We start from the raw sequence: 18,579 nt of genomic DNA on the forward strand, positions 1-18,579 counted from the left end.
GGAGATAAATTATGCCAAGTTATGCAAATCGCTACATAAGTAGTTTAACAAGAGAAACCTACGCGTTAATTCTGGCTGGAGGGCGTGGCTCTCGGCTACATGAATTAACAAACTGGCGAGCTAAGCCTGCGGTGTATTTTGGGGGGAAACATCGAATTATCGACTTTCCACTGTCAAACTGTATTAACTCTGGTATTCGTCGAGTTGGTATCGCAACACAGTATAAGTCTCACTCTTTAATACGCCATGTTAATCGTGCTTGGGGTCACTTTAAAAAAGAATTGGGTGAATCGGTAGAAATTTTACCTGCATCTCAACGTTATGGCGATGAATGGTACTGCGGTACAGCAGATGCGGTATTTCAAAATATGGATATTATTCGTCATGAGCTACCTAAGTATGTAATGATTTTGTCAGGGGATCATGTATATCGAATGGATTACGGCGCTTTGCTTGCAAAACATGTTGAAACAGGCGCTGATATGACCGTATGCTGTATTGAAGTTGACTGTGAAGAAGCCGCTGACACATTTGGTGTTATGACCGTTGATGAAGAAAAACGAGTAAAACGCTTTGATGAAAAGCCAGCGGCACCGAGCTCAATTCCAGGTAAGCCAGGCACTTGTTTAGCCTCTATGGGCAACTATGTTTTTAATACCGATTTTTTGTTTGAACAACTTAAAAAAGATGCTGAGAACGAAGGTTCTGGCCGTGATTTTGGTCATGATATCATTCCAGCCATTATCGAAGAGCATAATGTATTTGCTTTCCCATTTAGAGATCCAGGCAATGAAGGTCAGCCTTATTGGCGAGATGTGGGTACACTTGACTCATTTTGGGAAGCGAATATGGAGCTGGTAATGCCAGAGCCACAGCTAGATTTATATGATCCAACTTGGCCAATTTGGACTTACCAGGAGCAGCTACCACCGGCTAAATTCATTTTTGATAATGATGATAGGCGTGGCATGGCAGTAGATTCAACAGTATCTGGCGGGTGTATTATTTCTGGCTCTATCGTACGTAAGTCGTTACTATTTTCTAATGTGCATATTCGTTCATACTGTGAAATTGAGGAGTCGGTTATTTTACCGGGCGCGATTATTCAGCGAAATTGTCGAATTCGCCGTGCCATCATTGACCGAGGCTGTGAAATTCCAGCAGGCGTAGAAATTGGCTTTGATAAAAAGGCCGATGAAGAAAATGGGTTTAGGGTTTCCAAGAAGGGCATTGTTTTAGTAACACGAGACATGTTAACAGAACTTGCAAAAAAAATTGATCGCCAAGAGCGCGAAAACAAACAATTAGCTTAAGTAGTAGGAAGTAAAATAATAATGCATGTACTGATGGTTGCGGCCGAAAATGACGCACTCCCAAATGCCAAGGTTGGCGGTGTTGCAGATGTAATACGTGATTGCCCAAAGGCGCTTTGTAGAGAAGGGCTTAAGATTGACGTAGTGATACCTGATTATGGTTTTGACGCGTTAGAGCGTATTCATTTGGGGCAGTTAAGTGTTCCTTTTGCAGGCCAAATCCATCATGTTGATGCATGGCAACTTAAAATAGATGACCAACCTGTTAGGCAAATTGTGTTGTCTCATCATTATTTTAGTCAACATAATGGGCAGGTGTATTGTAATGATGCACCTGGACGTCCTTTTGCCACAGATGCAATTAAGTTTGCCTTGTTTAGTGCAGCAGTGTGTGAGGGGGTGTTACAGGGTGTAATACCTGTCCCAGATGTGATTCATTTACATGATTGGCACAGTGCGTGTGTGGCTGTGTTGCTAAAATATGATGGCCGTTTTACGCAATACGCAAATACAAAGCTGGTCTATACGGTGCATAATTTGGCACTGCAAGGAATACGGCCTTTTAAAGACGATGAATCTAGCTTAGAAGCCTGGTATCCGTCACTTGGTTACGATGGGCAAGTGTTGTGCGATCCACGTTACCCACATTGTTTTAACCCAATGCGCAGTGCGATTAATCTTGCCGATAAAGTGCATTTGGTATCTCCCACTTATGCAAATGAAGTACTTTGCCCAAGCGATCCCGAAAATGGTTTTTTTGGTGGTGAAGGACTAGAGCAAGATTTACAAAATGCCCATGCGAGGAATAAGTTGGTGGGTATTTTAAATGGCTGTGATTACGCTGCTAAAAATCACAGAAATGAAGCATTTTTAGCTGATTTGTACAATGAAATTGAAGCTGAGCTATTTAAGTGGATGGCTAAAAATCAACAACTAGAGTCTGGTTATTACATAGCCCATCAGCGCTTATTGCAGTTCATTGAAAATGAAAATCAGGGCCCGTTGATCACCAGCGTTGGACGTTTAACAGAACAAAAAGTTTTACTCCTGCATCAAGCATATCAGGGAGAAATGGTGATTGATAAACTCTGCTCACAACTTGCAACTTATCAAGGGAGAATGATTATTCTCGGTTCAGGTGATGAGTTACTTGAGCAAACGTTTACGCAGGCTATGGTGCGTAACAGTAATTTATTGTACTTAAAAGGGTATGGACAAAAAATAGGCGAACTACTGTACCAGCTCGGTGACTTATTCTTAATGCCAAGCTCGTTTGAACCGTGTGGAATAAGCCAGATGTTAGCTATGCGTGATGGCCAGCCCTGTTTAGTTCATCAAGTGGGCGGTTTAAAGGATACTGTAAAACATTTAGAGAATGGTTTTTGTTTTACTGCTGATAACCTGCAATCTCAATGTCACCAGCTGGTAAACTGCTTTAACGAGACGCTTGAAACCCACCAACATAATCCGCAATTATGGCAGAACATAGTGAACAAAGCCCTTGAATCGCGTTTTACTTGGCATAGTGTTGCAAAGAAGTATATTAAAGATCTGTACCAATAATGACTAAAAGGACTATTTTTTTATAATTAACTAGTTATAATGTGCGGCAAATAATAAGTGGTGTAATGACTTTTTGCTATTTATAGGTTATTACTTATATATCAGAAAGCCGAAAATAAGGGCCTAGCTAGTGCAAGTATTTGTTGCGCGTCAAGCAATATTCAATCGCCGCCAACATGTAGTTGCGTATGAATTGTTGTTTCGTAATAGTAACGATAATTTCTTTCCTGATATTGATGAAAGTGTTGCGACTGCAAAGTTGATTATGGAGAATCAACTTAATTTTGGCACTCGCCATATAACATCAGGTAAAAAGGCTCTCATCAACATAGGGCCTGACTCATTAAAAATGGATCTCTGCACGTTTTTACCAAGCAGTGATGTAGTGTTAGAACTACTTGAAACCATAGAACCCACAGAAGAAAACTACCAGTTATGTCGTGAGCTGTTTCATAAAAAATATACCTTAGCCCTTGATGATTTTATTTATGAGCCAAGATGGGACCGTTTCCTCAAATTTGTAAAATTAATCAAGTTTGACATTCGTATCACGCCGCTCGAAGAAGTTGGCAGTGTTATCAAGCATTTAAAACAACATAAAAAAATTCGATTATTGGCCGAAAAAATTGAAACCAGTGAAGAATTTGCACTAGCCCATTCAATGGGATTTGACTATTTTCAGGGTTATTTTTTTGCAAAACCTATCGTCGTAGAGCAAAAAGATATTGATATGAACTATGCGCTTGCTTTATCTATTTATTCACAAGCGATGAAAGAGAACCCTAATATAAATACTTTAGCAGCGCTGTTTCAGCTCGATACAGCCTTGGCATTTAAGTTATTAAGATTAATTAACAGTGGTGTTTTCCCTGTACAAAAAGAAATAGAATCGATTAAGCAGGCATTAGTTTACTTGGGGCAAGATCATATTCGTAAGTTTGTTAGCCTTATTATTACTGCTCATGTGTCGCAATCAAAGCCAACTGAACTGGTTAAAATGTGTATTATTAGGGCACGATTCTGTGAGCTAATAGCGCAAAAAGTTGCGCCGAGTCAGTCTAACAGTGCTTTTTTAACTGGGTTATTTTCATTGCTGGATGCAATTCTAGACAGGCCAATGGAGCAGCTGCTAGAAAAACTGCCGTTTCCTGAACCAATCAAATTGGCTTTGATGGCAGAAAAAAATATGCTTTATTATATTTTAGCAACCGTTAAAGCTTACGAAACCGGGAGCTGGTGGGCGCTTGAAAAAGCAGTTGTTTTTCTTAATATTCCAAGTGATGGGTTACCTAAGCTATACGAAAATGCGTTAGACTGGTCAAATACTCACAAATACGATTAATGACAAAATAATGCGTAATAACAACATGGATGTCATTCGTGGCGTAGCTGTATTTGGCTTAATGTACATGAATGCCTACTTTTTTGGGCTTTTTGAATACGGTTATGTGCCGACTAGGTTCCCGCCAGTCTCTGATCACATTATACAGTGTATTAGCCTCATCTTTATAGATGGCCGATTCCGTAGTTTATTTTCTTTATTGTTTGGCGCAGCTTTATACATTCAATGGCTGCGTTATCAAGATTTACAGATTCTGCAGAAACGTCTTAAAATCTTAGCTTATTTTGGTTTGTTCCATGGCTTTATATTATGGGCAGGGGATATCTTATTTATTTATGCATGTGCAGGTTGGTTTACGTGCAAATACCTCAATCAAGCAGATGAGATTATTGTAAAAAGGGCGGTGCAGTTTCTTAGTATAGGGGCTGCAGTCTCATTTTTGTTGTTACTAATCGAGCCTAGCCATCCTTTGAGCCGAGCTGATATAGAGTTTAGCCAAAGCTATCAAGATATTTATGCTAGCTGGGCTGCGCTAATGAGCGCCAACGCTATCGCATTTTTCATCATGATTATTGCAGTGCCGCTTATTACTATATGGATGAGTGCCGGTTTAATGCTTGTGGGTATATTTGCTTACAAAAAAGAACTGTTTGTAAAAGGAATACCCAATCAATATGTTAAACACTTTTTTGTTGCAGCGTTATTTTTTACAGCACTAAGAGTTATTTTAGAATATCAATCATCTCATCTAGCTGTAGCATTAAGGGAACCTGTAAATTTGTATGCTGCGCTATTTGTTGCTTTGTTATTTATCCATGTAGTCGCTAAAAAATGGTCTCAGGGACGTTTATTCTATACAAGCTTTCAATGCATGGGGCGTTTAGCACTCTCAGTTTATATTATGCAAACCCTTATCCTGTTGCTTTTGTTCAAAGTGCTCTACCCCAGCTGGATTCTAATATTTAATCGTATAGATTACTTCTTGCTCGTAACTATTATTGCAATTTTACAATTATTGCTTTGTCAGTTGTATAACCACTTTTTTAAATATGGGCCGCTTGAAATATTGTGGCGAAAACTGTCAAGTTAACTTTTTTTGGCTATGCTAAGAGTAAGCGTTTTTTTAGGCCATTTTATGAAGCCATTATTTGTCATTTTGCTATTGTTTCTTAGCTTTAATGCTAGAGCCGTTGGGGGGGTATCTGTTTTATTTGTTAACCCGTCTATTGAAGGGGAACCTTTTTGGACGAAGGTACAAAAAATCATGGAAGTTTCCGCAGCGCAACAAAACGTGCAGCTTGATGTTATCTATGGTGAAGGAAATCGTTATATCCAATTGGCAGAGCTTAAAAAATATTTAAAATACCGAGCAACACCTGACTATGTTGTCCTGCTAAACTACCCAGGTGGTGCTGAGCAATCTATGAAACTACTTGAAGATTTTGGCGTTAAATTTATCACTTTAGAGCAAACCATTGTCGCACAAGAAAGAGACGCGGTAGGACAGCCACAACAAATTTATAAAAACTGGCTAGGTGAAATTTATCACGATAATTTTAAAGCGGGTAAGCAATTAGCCCAAGCATTAATAACAAAAGCGAAAGAGCAAAGTTTAACACCTCAAGTAGTAGCTATCAATGGCCACTATGGCTCAGAGTCAGACAGTCGTAGTGCAGGGTTATACGAATATTTAACCCAACATAACTTAGCTCTAAATCAAACCGTTTACGCTAGTTGGTCAAAGTTAGAAACCATGACCAAGACTGAAAAGTTAATCCAAAGATACCCCAACATGAATGTTATTTGGACGGCGTCTGATTTGATGGCCTTAGGCGCTTACACTGCAATTAAAGATAAAAAGCAGCCTTTTCTAATCGGTGGATTTGATTGGCTAAGAGATAATTTATTGCTGATCAAACAAAAAAAATTGACAGCCAGTGTTGGTGGGCATTATTTAATGGGTGGCTGGGCGCTCACTACACTGGTGGATTATCATAATGGAAATTCGTTTTGGCAAAATCATACCAAGATAGAATTCGATTTAGCAGTCATCACACAAGACAATATCAGCCAATATGATTATTTAATTGGTATTTCTGATTGGTCATTTTTAGACTTCAAGCAACTGTCACTCTTTGAAACTAAACAAAGCAAGTATCGATTTAATGTTGCCCAATTAAGTAAAGATACCTTACAAAACGTAAATTAACCGCGCAAAAACTTTAGCGCTGGTTTACAATACGGGCCTTTAAAATTAAGACGAATTGGCCATGACAGATTTGAAACGATTAAATAAATTTATAAGTGACACTGGTTTTTGTTCACGACGCGAAGCGGATAAATATATTGAAGATGGTCGTGTCACTGTTAATGGAAAGCGCCCAGAAATGGGTGTAAAAGTTGCGGCCACTGATAATGTTTTGGTTGATGGTAAACCACTTAAAAAAGTGCCTAAACGCGCTTATATTGCCTACAACAAACCAGTGGGTATTACTTGTACTACTGAGCGAAAAATTCAAAGTAATATTGTCAAAGCAGTTAACTACCCTGACCGAATTTTCCCTATAGGTCGTCTTGATCGTCCCTCTGAAGGACTTATCTTTTTAACCAACGAAGGCGATATTGTTAATAAAATCCTTCGTGCTGGTAATAATCATGAAAAAGAATACGTAGTGACTGTTGATAAACCCCTTAACCGTCAGTTTGTTAACAAGATGGCCGGTGGCATCCCCATTCTTGATACAGTCACAAAAAAATGTAAAGTGACTCAAACAGGCGCTAAAGAGTTCACTATTATTTTGACCCAAGGCCTGAATCGTCAAATACGTAGAATGTGTGAATACCTAGGCTGTGAGGTGGTCACGCTAAAACGTACGCGTATTATGAATGTGACGCTAAAAGGATTAAAGGTAGGCCAATGGCGCCATTTAACTGAACATGAAATGGCGTTAATTAATGACTCAATTGCAGGTTCTGGTAAAACAGAAGAACGCTCTATTGATGAAAACAAACAGGGCACAGCCGAAGTTAAAAAACGCGACTTTCAAAAGCATGTTGAAAAAGCAAAATCACAACAACCAGCTAAAGCCAATAAGTCTTTTAATAAACCTCGTGTAACAGCAAAACGCAGAACAGGCACACTGAGTTTAAAAAAGTAGCTAGAACTCACCAGGTAGTTAAGCTTTGAACAAGGCCAAGTAATGTAAATTACTTGGCCTTTTTTTGTTAGCTGTTCTTAGGCACTTCAATTCTAAACACCATGGTATAAAGCACCGGCACTACTATTAGAGTTAGTATGGTAGCAAAACCTAAGCCAAACATGATGGTGACCGCCATTGACTGGAAGAACACATCAAATAACAGTGGGATCATACCTAAAATAGTGGTGATGGCAGCCATTGCCACAGGGCGGACACGGCTTACTCCGGAATCAAATACAGCTTGGTAGGGGGCTTTCCCTTCGCTGAGTTCAAGGTTTATTTGATCGACTAACACAATGCCGTTTTTGATCAGCATGCCGCTTAAGCTCAGTAAGCCAAGCAAGGCCATAAAACTAAATGCTGCATTCATCAATAATAAACCTGCGCTTACACCAATTATGGCAAGTGGTACGGTGGCCCAAATCACTAGTGGCTTTTTAACAGAGTTAAATAGCAACACGGTCACTGCAAACATGGCAAGGTAACCCAGAGGTAGTGAACCAAATATGGCTTTTTGTGCTTTAGTTGAGGATTCATACTCGCCGCCCCATTGAAGCTCATAGCCATGAGGGAGTTTTATTGCTTCAATACCACCCCTCACACGAGCAAACAGTTTAGCAGGCGTTTCATCGCCAATGACATCGTGGTCGGCCATGACTGTGATGGTGCGTTTTCGGTCGCGACGCATTATTAGGCTGTCTTCCCACTCGACCACAAACTCATCAACCACTTGGGTGACGGGCACAAATACGCCAAGTACAGGGCTGTATATTTGTAAGTCACGCAGGCTTTCAACGTTCAAACGTTCTTCTGCTGGGGAGCGGGCAATGATCGGTAATTGCTGAGTACCGTCTTTATAAACGCCGACTTTTTTGCCTGACAAACTTGTTAACAACAGTTGATCTAAGTCTGTTTTAGCAATGCCTAAACGGCGTGCTTTTTGCTCATTTAGTTGAGGGCGAATTAGTTTTGAGCGCTCGCGCCAATCATCGCGAATATTAAACGCACCAGCATCTTGGCTGAGTACTTCTTTGGCTTCTTTTGCGAGCTTTCGCAGTACCACAGGATCAGCACCAGAAAAACGGGCCTCTATTTTAGCATCGGTAGATGGGCCAATTTCCATGCGTTTTATTTTAAGCTTGGCATCGAAAACATGGCTGTACTCATAGTCACGAACTTTGGCAATCATGGTAGCGACGGCTTCACGGTCTTTAACCCGTATAATCAATTGACCGTAGGCTGGGTATGATTTTTCTGGTGCGTAGGTCAGCATAAAGCGTGGCGCGCCTTGGCCTATGGTTGAGGTGACTTCTTCGACTAGCTCATCTTTTTGTAAAAAGGCTTCAAGTTTTGCTACACCATCCATGGTCGCATGAATATCTGCACCTTGTGTATGCCAGTAATCTACATAGAACATAGGGGTGTTTGATGCCGGAAAGAATGCTTGTTTAATAAATTTAAAACCAAATACTGAGCTTACAAGCAACACCACCATCAATAGCAAGGTCGTTTTACGAAAGCGCATAGCATTGCCTAAAAGGCTTTTATAAATATTAAAAATGAAGCCTTGGTAAGGGTCTTCATCATGGCTTTGTTCTTTAACCTCAGATTGTTTAAACATTAAATCAGCAAAGAATGGGGTCAGTGTGATTGCTGTGATCCAGCTTAACAGCAATGAAATGAGTAATACCCAAAATAAGCTGCCAGCAAATTCACCACTGGCATCAGAGCTTAAGCCTATAGGTGCAAAAGCGGTGATAGCAATAACTGTTGCGCCGAGTAAAGGCCATTTTGTTTGCTGCACAATATTAGCCGCAGCTTTAACTTTGGTTTGTCCGCGCTTTAAGTTAATTAATATACCTTCGGTGACAACGATAGCGTTATCGACCAGCATCCCTAATGCGATGATCAAGGCGCCAAGTGAAATACGCTGTAAATCAATAGCGAACAGCTTCATAAAAATAAAGGTGCCGAGTACGGTCAATAATAAGATTATTCCAATCAAGACACCACTTTTAAAGCCCATAAATACCAGCAACACAATGATTACAATTGCAACAGCTTCTAATAAACTGATAATGAACCCGCTTACAGATTTTTCTACCTCAACAGGCTGGTTATAAACCGTGTTAATTTCCATACCATGGGGGCGCTGGTATTCTAGTGACGCTAAATGCGCTTTAATGTTATCGCCTACATCCACCACGTTGACACCGGTACTAAAGGAAACACCAACTAATAAGGCTTGTTGCTGATTAAAACGCATGACATTACTTGGTACTTCAGCGTATTCACGGTATACCGTTGCCACATCGCCTAAGTAGATTAATTCGTTTGCGCCTGGTTTTGAAATAAGTAAATTTTCAAGCTCTGTCACATCGTTAAATTCGCCAGTGGGGTGCAAGCGGATAGACTCATCACCCACGCGCACTTTACCTGCGTTTGATACGGTATTTTGTGACTGTAATAATTGATAAATTCTATTGGGAGCAATACCAAGCTGAGCAAGTTTTCGTGTTGATATTTCTACCATTACTTGCGCTTGCTGTTCACCGCTAACGGTCACTTTACTTACGCCTTCAACGAGTACTAGTTCACGCTTTAAAAAATCTACATAGTCTTTTAATTCATCATAAGAATAGCCATCACCAGTGACTGCATACATGACACCATACACATCACCAAAATCATCTAAAACTGTGCTTGGGTAGACACCAGTTGGCAGTGATGATGCGTTATCATTTATTTTGCGTCTGAGCTCATCCCAAATTTGACGTAAGTCTTGTTTGCGATAAGTGCTTTTCATCTCCACAGATATTTGTGATTTGCCAGGTGATGAAATGCTGGTTACATAATCTACATAAGGTAGTTGTTGAATAGCATTTTCAATTGGAAAAGTGACTTCTTCTTCAACTTGTTGTGGTGAAGCGCCAGGGTAGAGAGTGATCACCATGGCTTTTTTTAAGGTAAATTCGGGGTCTTCAAGCTGGCCAAGCCCTAAATACGACACCGCACCACCAATAAGTAGTAGCAATGCAAACATCCAACTAACTACTTTGTGTTTTATAGCAACTTCAGCAAAACTCATTTTATAAGCCTCGCTCTTTTTGCCAAGGACGAACTTTCATTCCTTCTTCAAGGTAATGTACGCCGGCAGCTACGACTGTTTGACCTTTTTCAATGCCTGTAAGCACTTCAATGCCACTGCGATGCAGTTGTCCAACTTTAACGGCTTGTTTGGTTACCTTACCTGTGGCTTTGTCATAGAGCCAAACGTAGCTGCTATTGGCAGATTCTGTAGGCTCAGAGAAAACCGCTTCCACAGGTAATAGAGTATAACGCGATTGAGAATGGGTGATTTTGCTCAAATCAATATCTACACGGCCCGTCATACCAGCCAGTAGATTAAAGTCTTCAGGTACGGGTAATGAAAAAACCACTTTGTATGTGAGCGTGGCAGGATCTGCCTGGGTATCAAATTCTTTAATTGTGAGTGTGTATGACTTATCTGGGTAACCATCAAAAACAACAGTTGGTTGATATTCTGCGTCTTTATCGATACGGGCGATAAGTTTTTCTGGTACTTGGATTATTACATCCATTAAGTCACGGGTTTCAAGGCGTAAAATATTTTGTTTTGCTTGAATGTTTTCATAGTTTTTAACAAATACTTTTGCCACAGTGCCACTAAAAGGAGCCCGTAGTTCACTGTTATCTAAATTAGTTTTTGCAATTTTTAACGCAGACTCAGCCACTTGTTTATTAGCCAACGCTTGGTCTAGTTCAGATTGACTGGTAATCGATTTTTTGAATAATTTTTCAACCCGCTCTAACTGTGATTGCGCCAGCTCAAAGCGTGCTTTTCGTTCATCATATTGTAACTCAAAGTCTTCAGGATCTAGCTTGGCAAGTAGATCACCTTTTTCAACATGTTGACCAGCAAGTGCTGGAAATTCAAGTAACTCACCATTGACTCTAAACGCTAAGTACGAGCCCTGATTTGCCACAACCTCAGCAGGAAAACTGCGAATAGTTTCGTCTGAATTAGCGTCAATTTTAAATAACTTAACTGGGCGAACGGGTTGTTCGGCAGGGGTATCGGTATTTGATTCTTTACAAGCGACTAAACTCAGCAAAAATGCCGATATTATTAAAACTGGCGAGAGTTTCATGGTCTTCTCCGTGGCTATGAAAACATAAATTAGGTGCAGCATACGCCGCAAACATATAAAATAAAAATTATTAAATTTTAAAAAGATCATAAATAAAAGTTATGAAATTTAAATTTGGTGTTCTATGAACCTTGTTCAATTAAAAATGCTTGATGCTATCTCGCGTACCCAAAGTTTATCAAAGGCGGCAAGTGAACTGCATAAGTCACAGCCAGCTCTAACACTAGCAATAAAAAAGCTAGAGGCGGAACTCGGTTTCCAATTGCTAGATCGTAACCAGTACCGGTTAACACTCACTGAAAAAGGGAAGTTATTTCATCGAGAAGCAGCACAGTTACTCAGTGCACAATCTCATTTAACTCAGTTGGCCAATGAATTGGCTTTAGGGAACGAAGCTAATTTTAAGATTTGTTACGAGCAGTTATGTCATGCACCGTATTATAACGATATTATTTGTAATGCTTTTATGCGTTATCAAAGTACAGAGTTTAGCGTAAGTAGCGGCAAACGCTTTGCATCCTTGGAGCAAGTCAATAAAGCGCAAGCTGATTTAGGGATTGGTCCATGGTTTGATTTATTTCACGCAACAGGTGACTTAGAAAGTTTGCCTATTGGTAAGCTCGATATTGGTATTGTATGCGCCAGCAATTTAGTGCCGAAACAGGTTAACTATGAGCAGCTGCAACATTATCCGTGTTTGGCGATGTTTGAGAGTGAAATGAGTTTTGATTCGGATCGGTTATCATACTCTAAAGGCTCAGCAATCATGAAAATAGACGATATTGCAACCTTGAAGTCATTTTTAGTATCAGGTGCAGGGTGGGCGATGATAAGTCTAGCGCATTGCCAAGCTGAGATAGAATCAGGCTTGTTACATCAGGTAGAAGTATTTGATAGAGAGCATACGTTTAGTGCACAAATTAGAGTATTTAGACAACACTCGATTCATCATGGCCCGGTGGCTCGTGCCATTTGGCAGGGTTTTAAGCAAGCAAGTGAGCAATTTTTAAATGACTGAAAATGAAGTATCTAAAGAAGATAAAATTTACACGGTGATGGCCAATATCCCCCTAGGTTGTGTGGCAAGTTATGGTCAAGTCGCAGCAATGGCAGGCCTTCCAAGCAATGCTCGATTAGTGGGAAGACTATTAAAGCTAATGCCTAAAGACTCAAGTATCCCTTGGCATCGTGTTATTAATAGCCAAGGGAAAATCTCTTTTGCACCTGATTCGCCTCAATATGCTAAACAGTTTCAGTTATTGCAAAGTGAGGGAGTAGTTTTTAAAAATGGTAAAGTGAATATGCGTATTTACCGGTGGGAGTAAGATTAAAATATATAGTTAGTAATGGAAACATAGTGGCAAACACACCCCAAAATTACAAAAACATGCCAGATAGCATGGCTAAATTGACGTTCTTTCGCACTGTAAAAAATAGTACCTAAACTATAAAACAGACCACCACTTAATAACCACCACAGCGCATTTACATCGACATTTAAATAAAGTGGGTAAACAATCGCCACAGCAAACCAACCCATTAATAAATACGTGGCTAACGATACGCGCTTATTTTGATTTTTAACTAAGAGCTTATAGCATAGCCCGCCTATAGCTAGTGACCATATGAATAATAATGTTAGCACCGACCACATGCCGCTCAGTGAGAGAACTAGAAAGGGAGTATAGGTACCTGCTATGAGTATATATATTGCACAGTGGTCACATTTTTTGTAAAAAGCACGTGCTCTTATACTCACACTGCTGTGGTAAAGTGTGGATGCCAAAAACAATAAAAATAAGCTAGCTCCATAAATTAAAGCACTGGTAATATGTGCTGAGCTTTGTGATTTTGTTAATAAATCCCACAAAACATAAATTGAAAAAATGACTCCAGCTCCATGTGAAAGGGCATTTAACATTTCTTCTTTTTGAGAATATGCCGGTACAGCACTCATAAAATACTCATAAACTAAACAAAGTGGTTTCAGTGTACAAGTGTACGCTGAAATTATCAATGCAATAAATGCGACTATTTTTTAGTTATTTTAACCAAGCGCACTGGTTAAAATAACCACGCGATGAACGTTTGCTTAAAGTTAATAAATTATAACCCTTAATTTTCAATGAGTTAATTTTTATTTTTCACTTGGCACAACCTTTGATTAAGTAATAGCGACTAACTTAATAAATCAATAAGGAATACCATTATGAAAAGCTTTATCAAATTATCGGTTGCAGCGCTTTTGGTTGTTGGCTCTACACAAGTAAGTGCAAATGACGGTCAGTTTGACCTAACACAAACACTTTCTAATAGCATTGCAAGTTACATTGAAAGTTCAAGTAACGAATTAAAAGTAAAACTAAAACAGTCTTTATTCACTGATTCACAAAATACACTCAATGAATTATTACAACAGCAAACTGAGCAGTTTACAGCAGATTCTGTAACTGAGGATGATAATCAATTTGTAGTTGCTAACACAGCAAGTAATGAGGAATAAGACGATGAGCAGTGAGCTAGGATTATTTGTTTTAATGATTGCGCCTGTATTAAGTTTATTAAGTGCGTATGCATCTTTTGAACTATTGCGTAATGTTGGGCAATGGTTGAATATAGGCTAATTGACTAAAACATGTTTTGATGTTGATCTTATACACTGCGGTGCACGTAACGTAATGCATAGTTTATTAAAGAAGTAGGGCAATATGATACGTGCAATCTTTCCATTACCGGTGTTCATTTTACCGCAGGGCTATACGCGTTTGAGAATTTTTGAGACGCGCTACCTTGATATGGTCAAAGACTCTTTTAAAACAGATTCAAGCTTTGTACTTTGCCATTATGATCAAGACGCCTATTTAAATATACCAGAGCATGGTTGTTTAGTGAAAATAGTTGATTTTGATAAAGACGAAAGCGGACAATTATTGATTGATATTGTTGCTCAATCTTTAGTTAAACTTACCAATGTCATGCAAGACAAAAATCAATTACGTTATGGTGAGGCCAATACTGTAAAGCTTCCACAATGGCTATATCAACCACAGCAGGTATCTGCAAAAGATGATTACCTGAAGGCATCTCTTGAGCATGTTTTTAATCAGGATACTGATATTTCTGGCTTATACAAGAAAACTGATTTTGATAATTTATCTTGGGTGACTGCACGTTGGCTTGAACTTCTACCTATCTCACACGATAAAAAACAACAGCTTGCATTTAGCTCTAGCTTTGCCAATATCCAAAATTTCCTCCATACTGTCATTAATAACGAACTTACTGAATAAAGTGATCCCTTAGGTTTTTTGCTGCGTATTGTTTTGTAGTGAATACAAAGGGGAACTAACAATGGTAAGTCAACAACACTCAACACGTTGTACACCTGACACAGGTAACTTCACTGCCATGGCACAAACACCAAGTAAAGAGCTAGCAGAAGCTCTATTTGCAGTTGCAACACACAGAGACAAAAAAGCGTTTGCTTACTTGTTCTCATATTTTTCGCCAAAAATTAAACGCTTCGGTATTAAGCAATTTAATTCTGAAGCTCAAGCTATGGAGCTTGTACAAGAAACTCTAACCTCAGTATGGCGCAAGGCTCACTTATACAACAATGACAAAGGCGCTGCCACTACTTGGATCTATACAGTAATGCGTAATGCATCTTTTGATATGCTCAGAAAAATGAAAAGTACCAAAGAAGAGTGTATCAGTGAAGATATTTGGCCTTTAATTGAGCAAAATGAAAGCGAAAACTATGAATTCAGCGACCACTTAGAAGACAAACAAATTAAACAATACCTAGAAAATCTGCCACAGGCGCAAAGAGATGTGGTACGTGGTGTGTATTTTCAAGATATGTCGCAAGAGCAGCTTGCAGATCAACTCGGTATTCCCGTTGGCACTGTAAAATCAAGATTACGTTTAGCACTTCAAAAACTCCGCAATGAGATGGGAGACAGCCATGATTAAACACCATCCGTCAGACGCTTTACTTGCACAATATGCAAGTGCAGCATTACCTGCCAGTTTAAATGTTGCTGTGGCAATACACGTTGATATGTGCCCATGCTGTAAAGCGAAAGTCGCCGCAATTGAAGCAAAAAATGCTAAGGCAATTTTCACTCAACCTGATACTCATTTTGAAGAAGATGATGAAATTGAAAATAGCTCACTAATGCTCGAAGCCATCATGATGGATGAAAGTGTTGACGATGTGTACGACGTGAAACCAAAGCAAGTAACTATTAATAAGCAAAATTATCAGTTACCTCGGGCACTTTCACGTATCGCTCATAGCAAATTTATGCAAATGGGTAAATTATCTCGTTCGCGTATAGCACTCGAAGATGGTCCATTAAGATCAAGCCTATTTCATATTGCTGCAGGTGGCGAGATCCCAGAACATACGCATACAGGTTTTGAACTAACTTTGCTATTGGACGGTGAGTTCAGTGATGAGACGGGCGACTATGTCGCTGGTGATTTCATGTGGTTAGATGGTCGTCATGATCACACTCCAATTACGAAAAATGGTTGTTTATGCTACACAGTTGTAAGTAGTGCACTACACTTTAATAAAGGGTTGAGTAAACTATTAAACCCAATTGGTAACTTTATCTACTAGGAGTGTTTATGCAGCAATCTACAATAAAAATTGGCATTAGTGCTTGCCTTGCTGGTGAAAAGGTACGCTTTGATAGTGGACATAAAAAATCAAACTTCTGTATGGATGAATTAGGTAAGCATGTTGAATACAAACGTTTTTGCCCAGAAGTTGCCGTTGGTCTGCCTATACCAAGGCCTACCATTAGACAAGTGAGAGTAGGTGATACCATTAAAGTTTGTCGCCCTGATGGCAGTGGTGATGTTGGGCCGCAGTTAACCGAGTATGGTAAAAAAGTTGCTACTGAACAATCCTCAGAGCTGAGTGGTTTTGTGTTTTGTGCTAAAAGCCCAAGCTGTGGCATGGAACGCATAAAAATCTACAATGAGGCGGGAACGGGTAATACCTCTGAGGGAGTTGGTTTTTTTGCAGAGCAAATAATGGCACATAATCCACTCTTACCGTGTGAAGAAAACGGCCGTTTAAACGACATGCATCTGCGTGAGAATTTTGTTATGCGGGTTTACGCATACAAAAATTGGCAGCAACTTCGAGAGCAACCAATTAGTGTTCACCGCTTAACGCAATTTCATGCGCAATATAAGTATCTTTTGATGGCACATAACTATCAAGCCTATAAAGATCTCGGTAACTTATTGGGGACGTATGAGGGCGATGACTTTGATCAACTGGCTGACGACTACATTTTAGGTTTGATGACAGCGCTTAAAAAGCCTGCATCACGAAAAAATAATAGTAATACATTAATGCACTTACAGGGGTACTTTAAAAAAGTGCTTTCTAAGGTTGAAAAACAAGAACTTCGCGATGCGATTGATGAGTACAGAGAAGGGCTGGTGCCATTATATGTACCACTCACATTAGTTAAGCACCATCTAAAAGTACACCCGAATGAGTATCTTGATAAGCAGGTGTTTTTTAACCCATATCCCAATGAGCTTAAATTACGGTACGGCATTTAATAATGGATACAATTTTTTGGTTTAGGCGCGATTTGCGCCTTTTTAACAACTTTGCTTTATATGATGCAATTGAGCAAGGCGCTAAACACGCTGTGTTTTATATTACGCCAGTGCAGTGGCAAAAGCATGGCGTGGCTGCTCTACAAATTGATTTACTCAAGCGCCGTCTCGTTTATTTAGGTAATTTACTTGCAAAACATGGCATCAAATTGCATGTTTTGCAAAGCGGTGACTACCAAAGCTGTGTAGATCAATTGATAGAGTTCTGTGCTGCTAATCAGGTAAAAAAAATATTTGCTAATAAAGAGTATGAAATAAACGAACAGCAACGCGATACGCAATTTTTATTAATGGCGGATAAACAAGGTTGTTCAGTTTATTTATACGATGGTGATCTTATTGCTCCTCCTGGTACTGTTACGACAAAATCAGGTGAAATGTATAAAGTATTTACCCCGTTTAAAAACGAGTGGTTAAAGCAACATCAAGATAGTCATTTTCATTTTAAAGCAATGCCAGACACCTTTTCTGAAATTGAATGGATTGAACCTGAACTACTCAAAACTGATAATAGCTCGCATAAATGGCCCATTGATGATGAGTCTCTAAGCCATGTTATTCAACGTTTTATTGACGACAAATTAATCAGTTATAAAGAGTCACGAGATTTCCCAGCTATAAAGGGAACGTCAGGATTAAGCCCTTATTTAGCGTTGGGTATTGTCAGCACGTACCAACTGGTAGCCATGGTGCAGCAACAACATGTTGATGTGTTAACCAGTGCTAAAAGTAACCTGTTTACTTGGGTTAATGAACTGGTATGGCGAGAATTTTATCGTCACTTGTTAGTTGCTTTTCCTCAATTAAATAAATACCAAAACTTTAATCAAAAATACGACAGCGTGCAATGGCGTGAAAATGAGCCTGAGTTTAATGCGTGGTGTGAAGGAAAGACAGGTTATCCGCTGGTGGATGCTGCAATGCGCCAATTAAAAGAAACCGGCTGGATGCATAATCGCTTACGCATGGTTGTCGCTAGCTTTTTAACTAAACACCTACTAATTGATTGGCGAAAAGGTGAACGCTTTTTTATGGAGCACTTAATAGATGGTGATTTAGCTTCCAATAATGGGGGTTGGCAATGGGCGGCAAGCACAGGTTGTGATGCGCAGCCATATTTTAGAATTTTTAACCCTATCACTCAAAGTGAGCGCTTTGATCCAAATGGGGAATTTATCCGTAAGTATATACCAGAGCTAAAAAATGTACCTGACAAACAGATACATTTTCCGCATAAATATTTAGCAAGTATTGGGTGCGATGCTGTGTATTGGCCAGCAATTGTTGATCACAAAGCAGCACGAGAAAGAGCACTCGATGCATTTAAGGTATAACAA

At 39.4% G+C, this 18,579-nt stretch carries 17 protein-coding genes; 14 read left to right on the forward strand and 3 right to left on the reverse strand.

Annotated features, from left to right (window positions below; genetic code table 11):
• Nucleotides 1-11 precede the first annotated feature (11 nt).
• The 6 genes from glgC (at nucleotide 12) to rluF (ending at nucleotide 7,376) form a co-directional block, all read left to right on the forward strand.
• Nucleotides 12-1,313 (forward strand): glucose-1-phosphate adenylyltransferase, encoded by a 1,302-nt coding sequence (gene glgC, locus QMA12_RS15780; protein ID WP_290210606.1) that lies wholly within the window; start codon nucleotides 12-14, stop codon nucleotides 1,311-1,313.
• 21 nt (nucleotides 1,314-1,334) lie between these two features.
• On the forward strand, nucleotides 1,335-2,876 hold the full coding sequence (locus QMA12_RS15785) for a glycogen/starch synthase (protein ID WP_290210607.1): 1,542 nt from the start codon (nucleotides 1,335-1,337) through the stop codon (nucleotides 2,874-2,876).
• Nucleotides 2,877-3,006: 130 nt separating this feature from the next.
• A complete protein-coding gene (locus QMA12_RS15790; protein ID WP_290210608.1) occupies nucleotides 3,007-4,218 on the forward strand; it encodes an HDOD domain-containing protein in 1,212 nt (403 codons plus the stop codon).
• 10 nt (nucleotides 4,219-4,228) lie between these two features.
• Nucleotides 4,229-5,308, forward strand: coding sequence for a DUF418 domain-containing protein (locus tag QMA12_RS15795; RefSeq protein ID WP_290295285.1), 1,080 nt, complete (start codon nucleotides 4,229-4,231; stop codon nucleotides 5,306-5,308).
• Nucleotides 5,309-5,353: 45 nt separating this feature from the next.
• Nucleotides 5,354-6,427, forward strand: coding sequence for an ABC transporter substrate-binding protein (locus QMA12_RS15800; RefSeq protein WP_290210610.1), 1,074 nt, complete (start codon nucleotides 5,354-5,356; stop codon nucleotides 6,425-6,427).
• A 61-nt stretch (nucleotides 6,428-6,488) separates the two neighbouring features.
• Nucleotides 6,489-7,376, forward strand: coding sequence for a 23S rRNA pseudouridine(2604) synthase RluF (rluF, locus tag QMA12_RS15805; RefSeq protein ID WP_290210611.1), 888 nt, complete (start codon nucleotides 6,489-6,491; stop codon nucleotides 7,374-7,376).
• Between the two features lie 67 nt (nucleotides 7,377-7,443).
• Here rluF and QMA12_RS15810 read toward each other — a convergent pair whose 3' ends face one another.
• Both QMA12_RS15810 and QMA12_RS15815 read right to left on the reverse strand, forming a co-directional pair.
• Nucleotides 7,444-10,506, reverse strand: coding sequence for an efflux RND transporter permease subunit (locus QMA12_RS15810; RefSeq protein ID WP_290210612.1), 3,063 nt, complete (start codon nucleotides 10,504-10,506; stop codon nucleotides 7,444-7,446).
• Nucleotide 10,507: 1 nt separating this feature from the next.
• Nucleotides 10,508-11,590 carry an efflux RND transporter periplasmic adaptor subunit gene (locus QMA12_RS15815; protein WP_290210613.1) on the reverse strand — a complete coding sequence of 361 codons (1,083 nt, stop codon included), beginning with the start codon at nucleotides 11,588-11,590 and terminating at the stop codon, nucleotides 10,508-10,510.
• A gap of 124 nt (nucleotides 11,591-11,714) precedes the next feature.
• Here QMA12_RS15815 and QMA12_RS15820 point away from each other — a divergent pair, with 124 nt between their 5' ends.
• Entirely contained in the window at nucleotides 11,715-12,608 is an 894-nt protein-coding gene (locus QMA12_RS15820) for a LysR family transcriptional regulator (RefSeq protein ID WP_290210614.1), read from the forward strand.
• The gene (locus QMA12_RS15825) at nucleotides 12,601-12,915 is read left to right on the forward strand and encodes an MGMT family protein (protein ID WP_290210615.1); all 315 of its coding nucleotides are present in this window, start codon (nucleotides 12,601-12,603) and stop codon (nucleotides 12,913-12,915) included. The genes QMA12_RS15820 and QMA12_RS15825 overlap by 8 nt, the downstream gene beginning before the upstream one ends.
• Nucleotides 12,916-12,917: 2 nt before the next feature.
• On the opposite strand, the gene QMA12_RS15830 is transcribed toward QMA12_RS15825, so the two are convergent.
• Nucleotides 12,918-13,547: a hemolysin III family protein gene (locus tag QMA12_RS15830; protein WP_290210616.1), complete on the reverse strand. Its 630-nt coding sequence runs from the start codon at nucleotides 13,545-13,547 to the stop codon at nucleotides 12,918-12,920.
• A 252-nt stretch (nucleotides 13,548-13,799) separates the two neighbouring features.
• Here QMA12_RS15830 and QMA12_RS15835 point away from each other — a divergent pair, with 252 nt between their 5' ends.
• The 6 genes from QMA12_RS15835 to phrB all read left to right on the forward strand — a co-directional run bounded on the left by QMA12_RS15835 (nucleotide 13,800) and on the right by phrB (nucleotide 18,576).
• Nucleotides 13,800-14,093: a hypothetical protein gene (locus QMA12_RS15835; RefSeq protein ID WP_087531541.1), complete on the forward strand. Its 294-nt coding sequence runs from the start codon at nucleotides 13,800-13,802 to the stop codon at nucleotides 14,091-14,093.
• Between the two features lie 205 nt (nucleotides 14,094-14,298).
• A complete protein-coding gene (locus QMA12_RS15840; RefSeq protein ID WP_290210617.1) occupies nucleotides 14,299-14,880 on the forward strand; it encodes an LON peptidase substrate-binding domain-containing protein in 582 nt (193 codons plus the stop codon).
• 61 nt (nucleotides 14,881-14,941) lie between these two features.
• Nucleotides 14,942-15,565 carry a sigma-70 family RNA polymerase sigma factor gene (locus QMA12_RS15845; RefSeq protein WP_087531539.1) on the forward strand — a complete coding sequence of 208 codons (624 nt, stop codon included), beginning with the start codon at nucleotides 14,942-14,944 and terminating at the stop codon, nucleotides 15,563-15,565.
• Nucleotides 15,558-16,220 carry a ChrR family anti-sigma-E factor gene (locus QMA12_RS15850; RefSeq protein ID WP_290210618.1) on the forward strand — a complete coding sequence of 221 codons (663 nt, stop codon included), beginning with the start codon at nucleotides 15,558-15,560 and terminating at the stop codon, nucleotides 16,218-16,220. The genes QMA12_RS15845 and QMA12_RS15850 overlap by 8 nt, the downstream gene beginning before the upstream one ends.
• Nucleotides 16,221-16,228: 8 nt before the next feature.
• Nucleotides 16,229-17,182: a DUF523 and DUF1722 domain-containing protein gene (locus tag QMA12_RS15855; RefSeq protein ID WP_087531537.1), complete on the forward strand. Its 954-nt coding sequence runs from the start codon at nucleotides 16,229-16,231 to the stop codon at nucleotides 17,180-17,182.
• A 2-nt stretch (nucleotides 17,183-17,184) separates the two neighbouring features.
• Complete coding sequence (phrB, locus tag QMA12_RS15860) at nucleotides 17,185-18,576, forward strand: deoxyribodipyrimidine photo-lyase (RefSeq protein ID WP_290210619.1); 1,392 nt, start codon at nucleotides 17,185-17,187, stop codon at nucleotides 18,574-18,576.
• Nucleotides 18,577-18,579 lie beyond the last annotated feature (3 nt).

The sequence above is a fragment of the Pseudoalteromonas sp. APC 3893 genome, from assembly GCF_030408095.1.
In the GTDB taxonomy this organism is placed as follows: Bacteria; Pseudomonadota; Gammaproteobacteria; order Enterobacterales; family Alteromonadaceae; genus Pseudoalteromonas.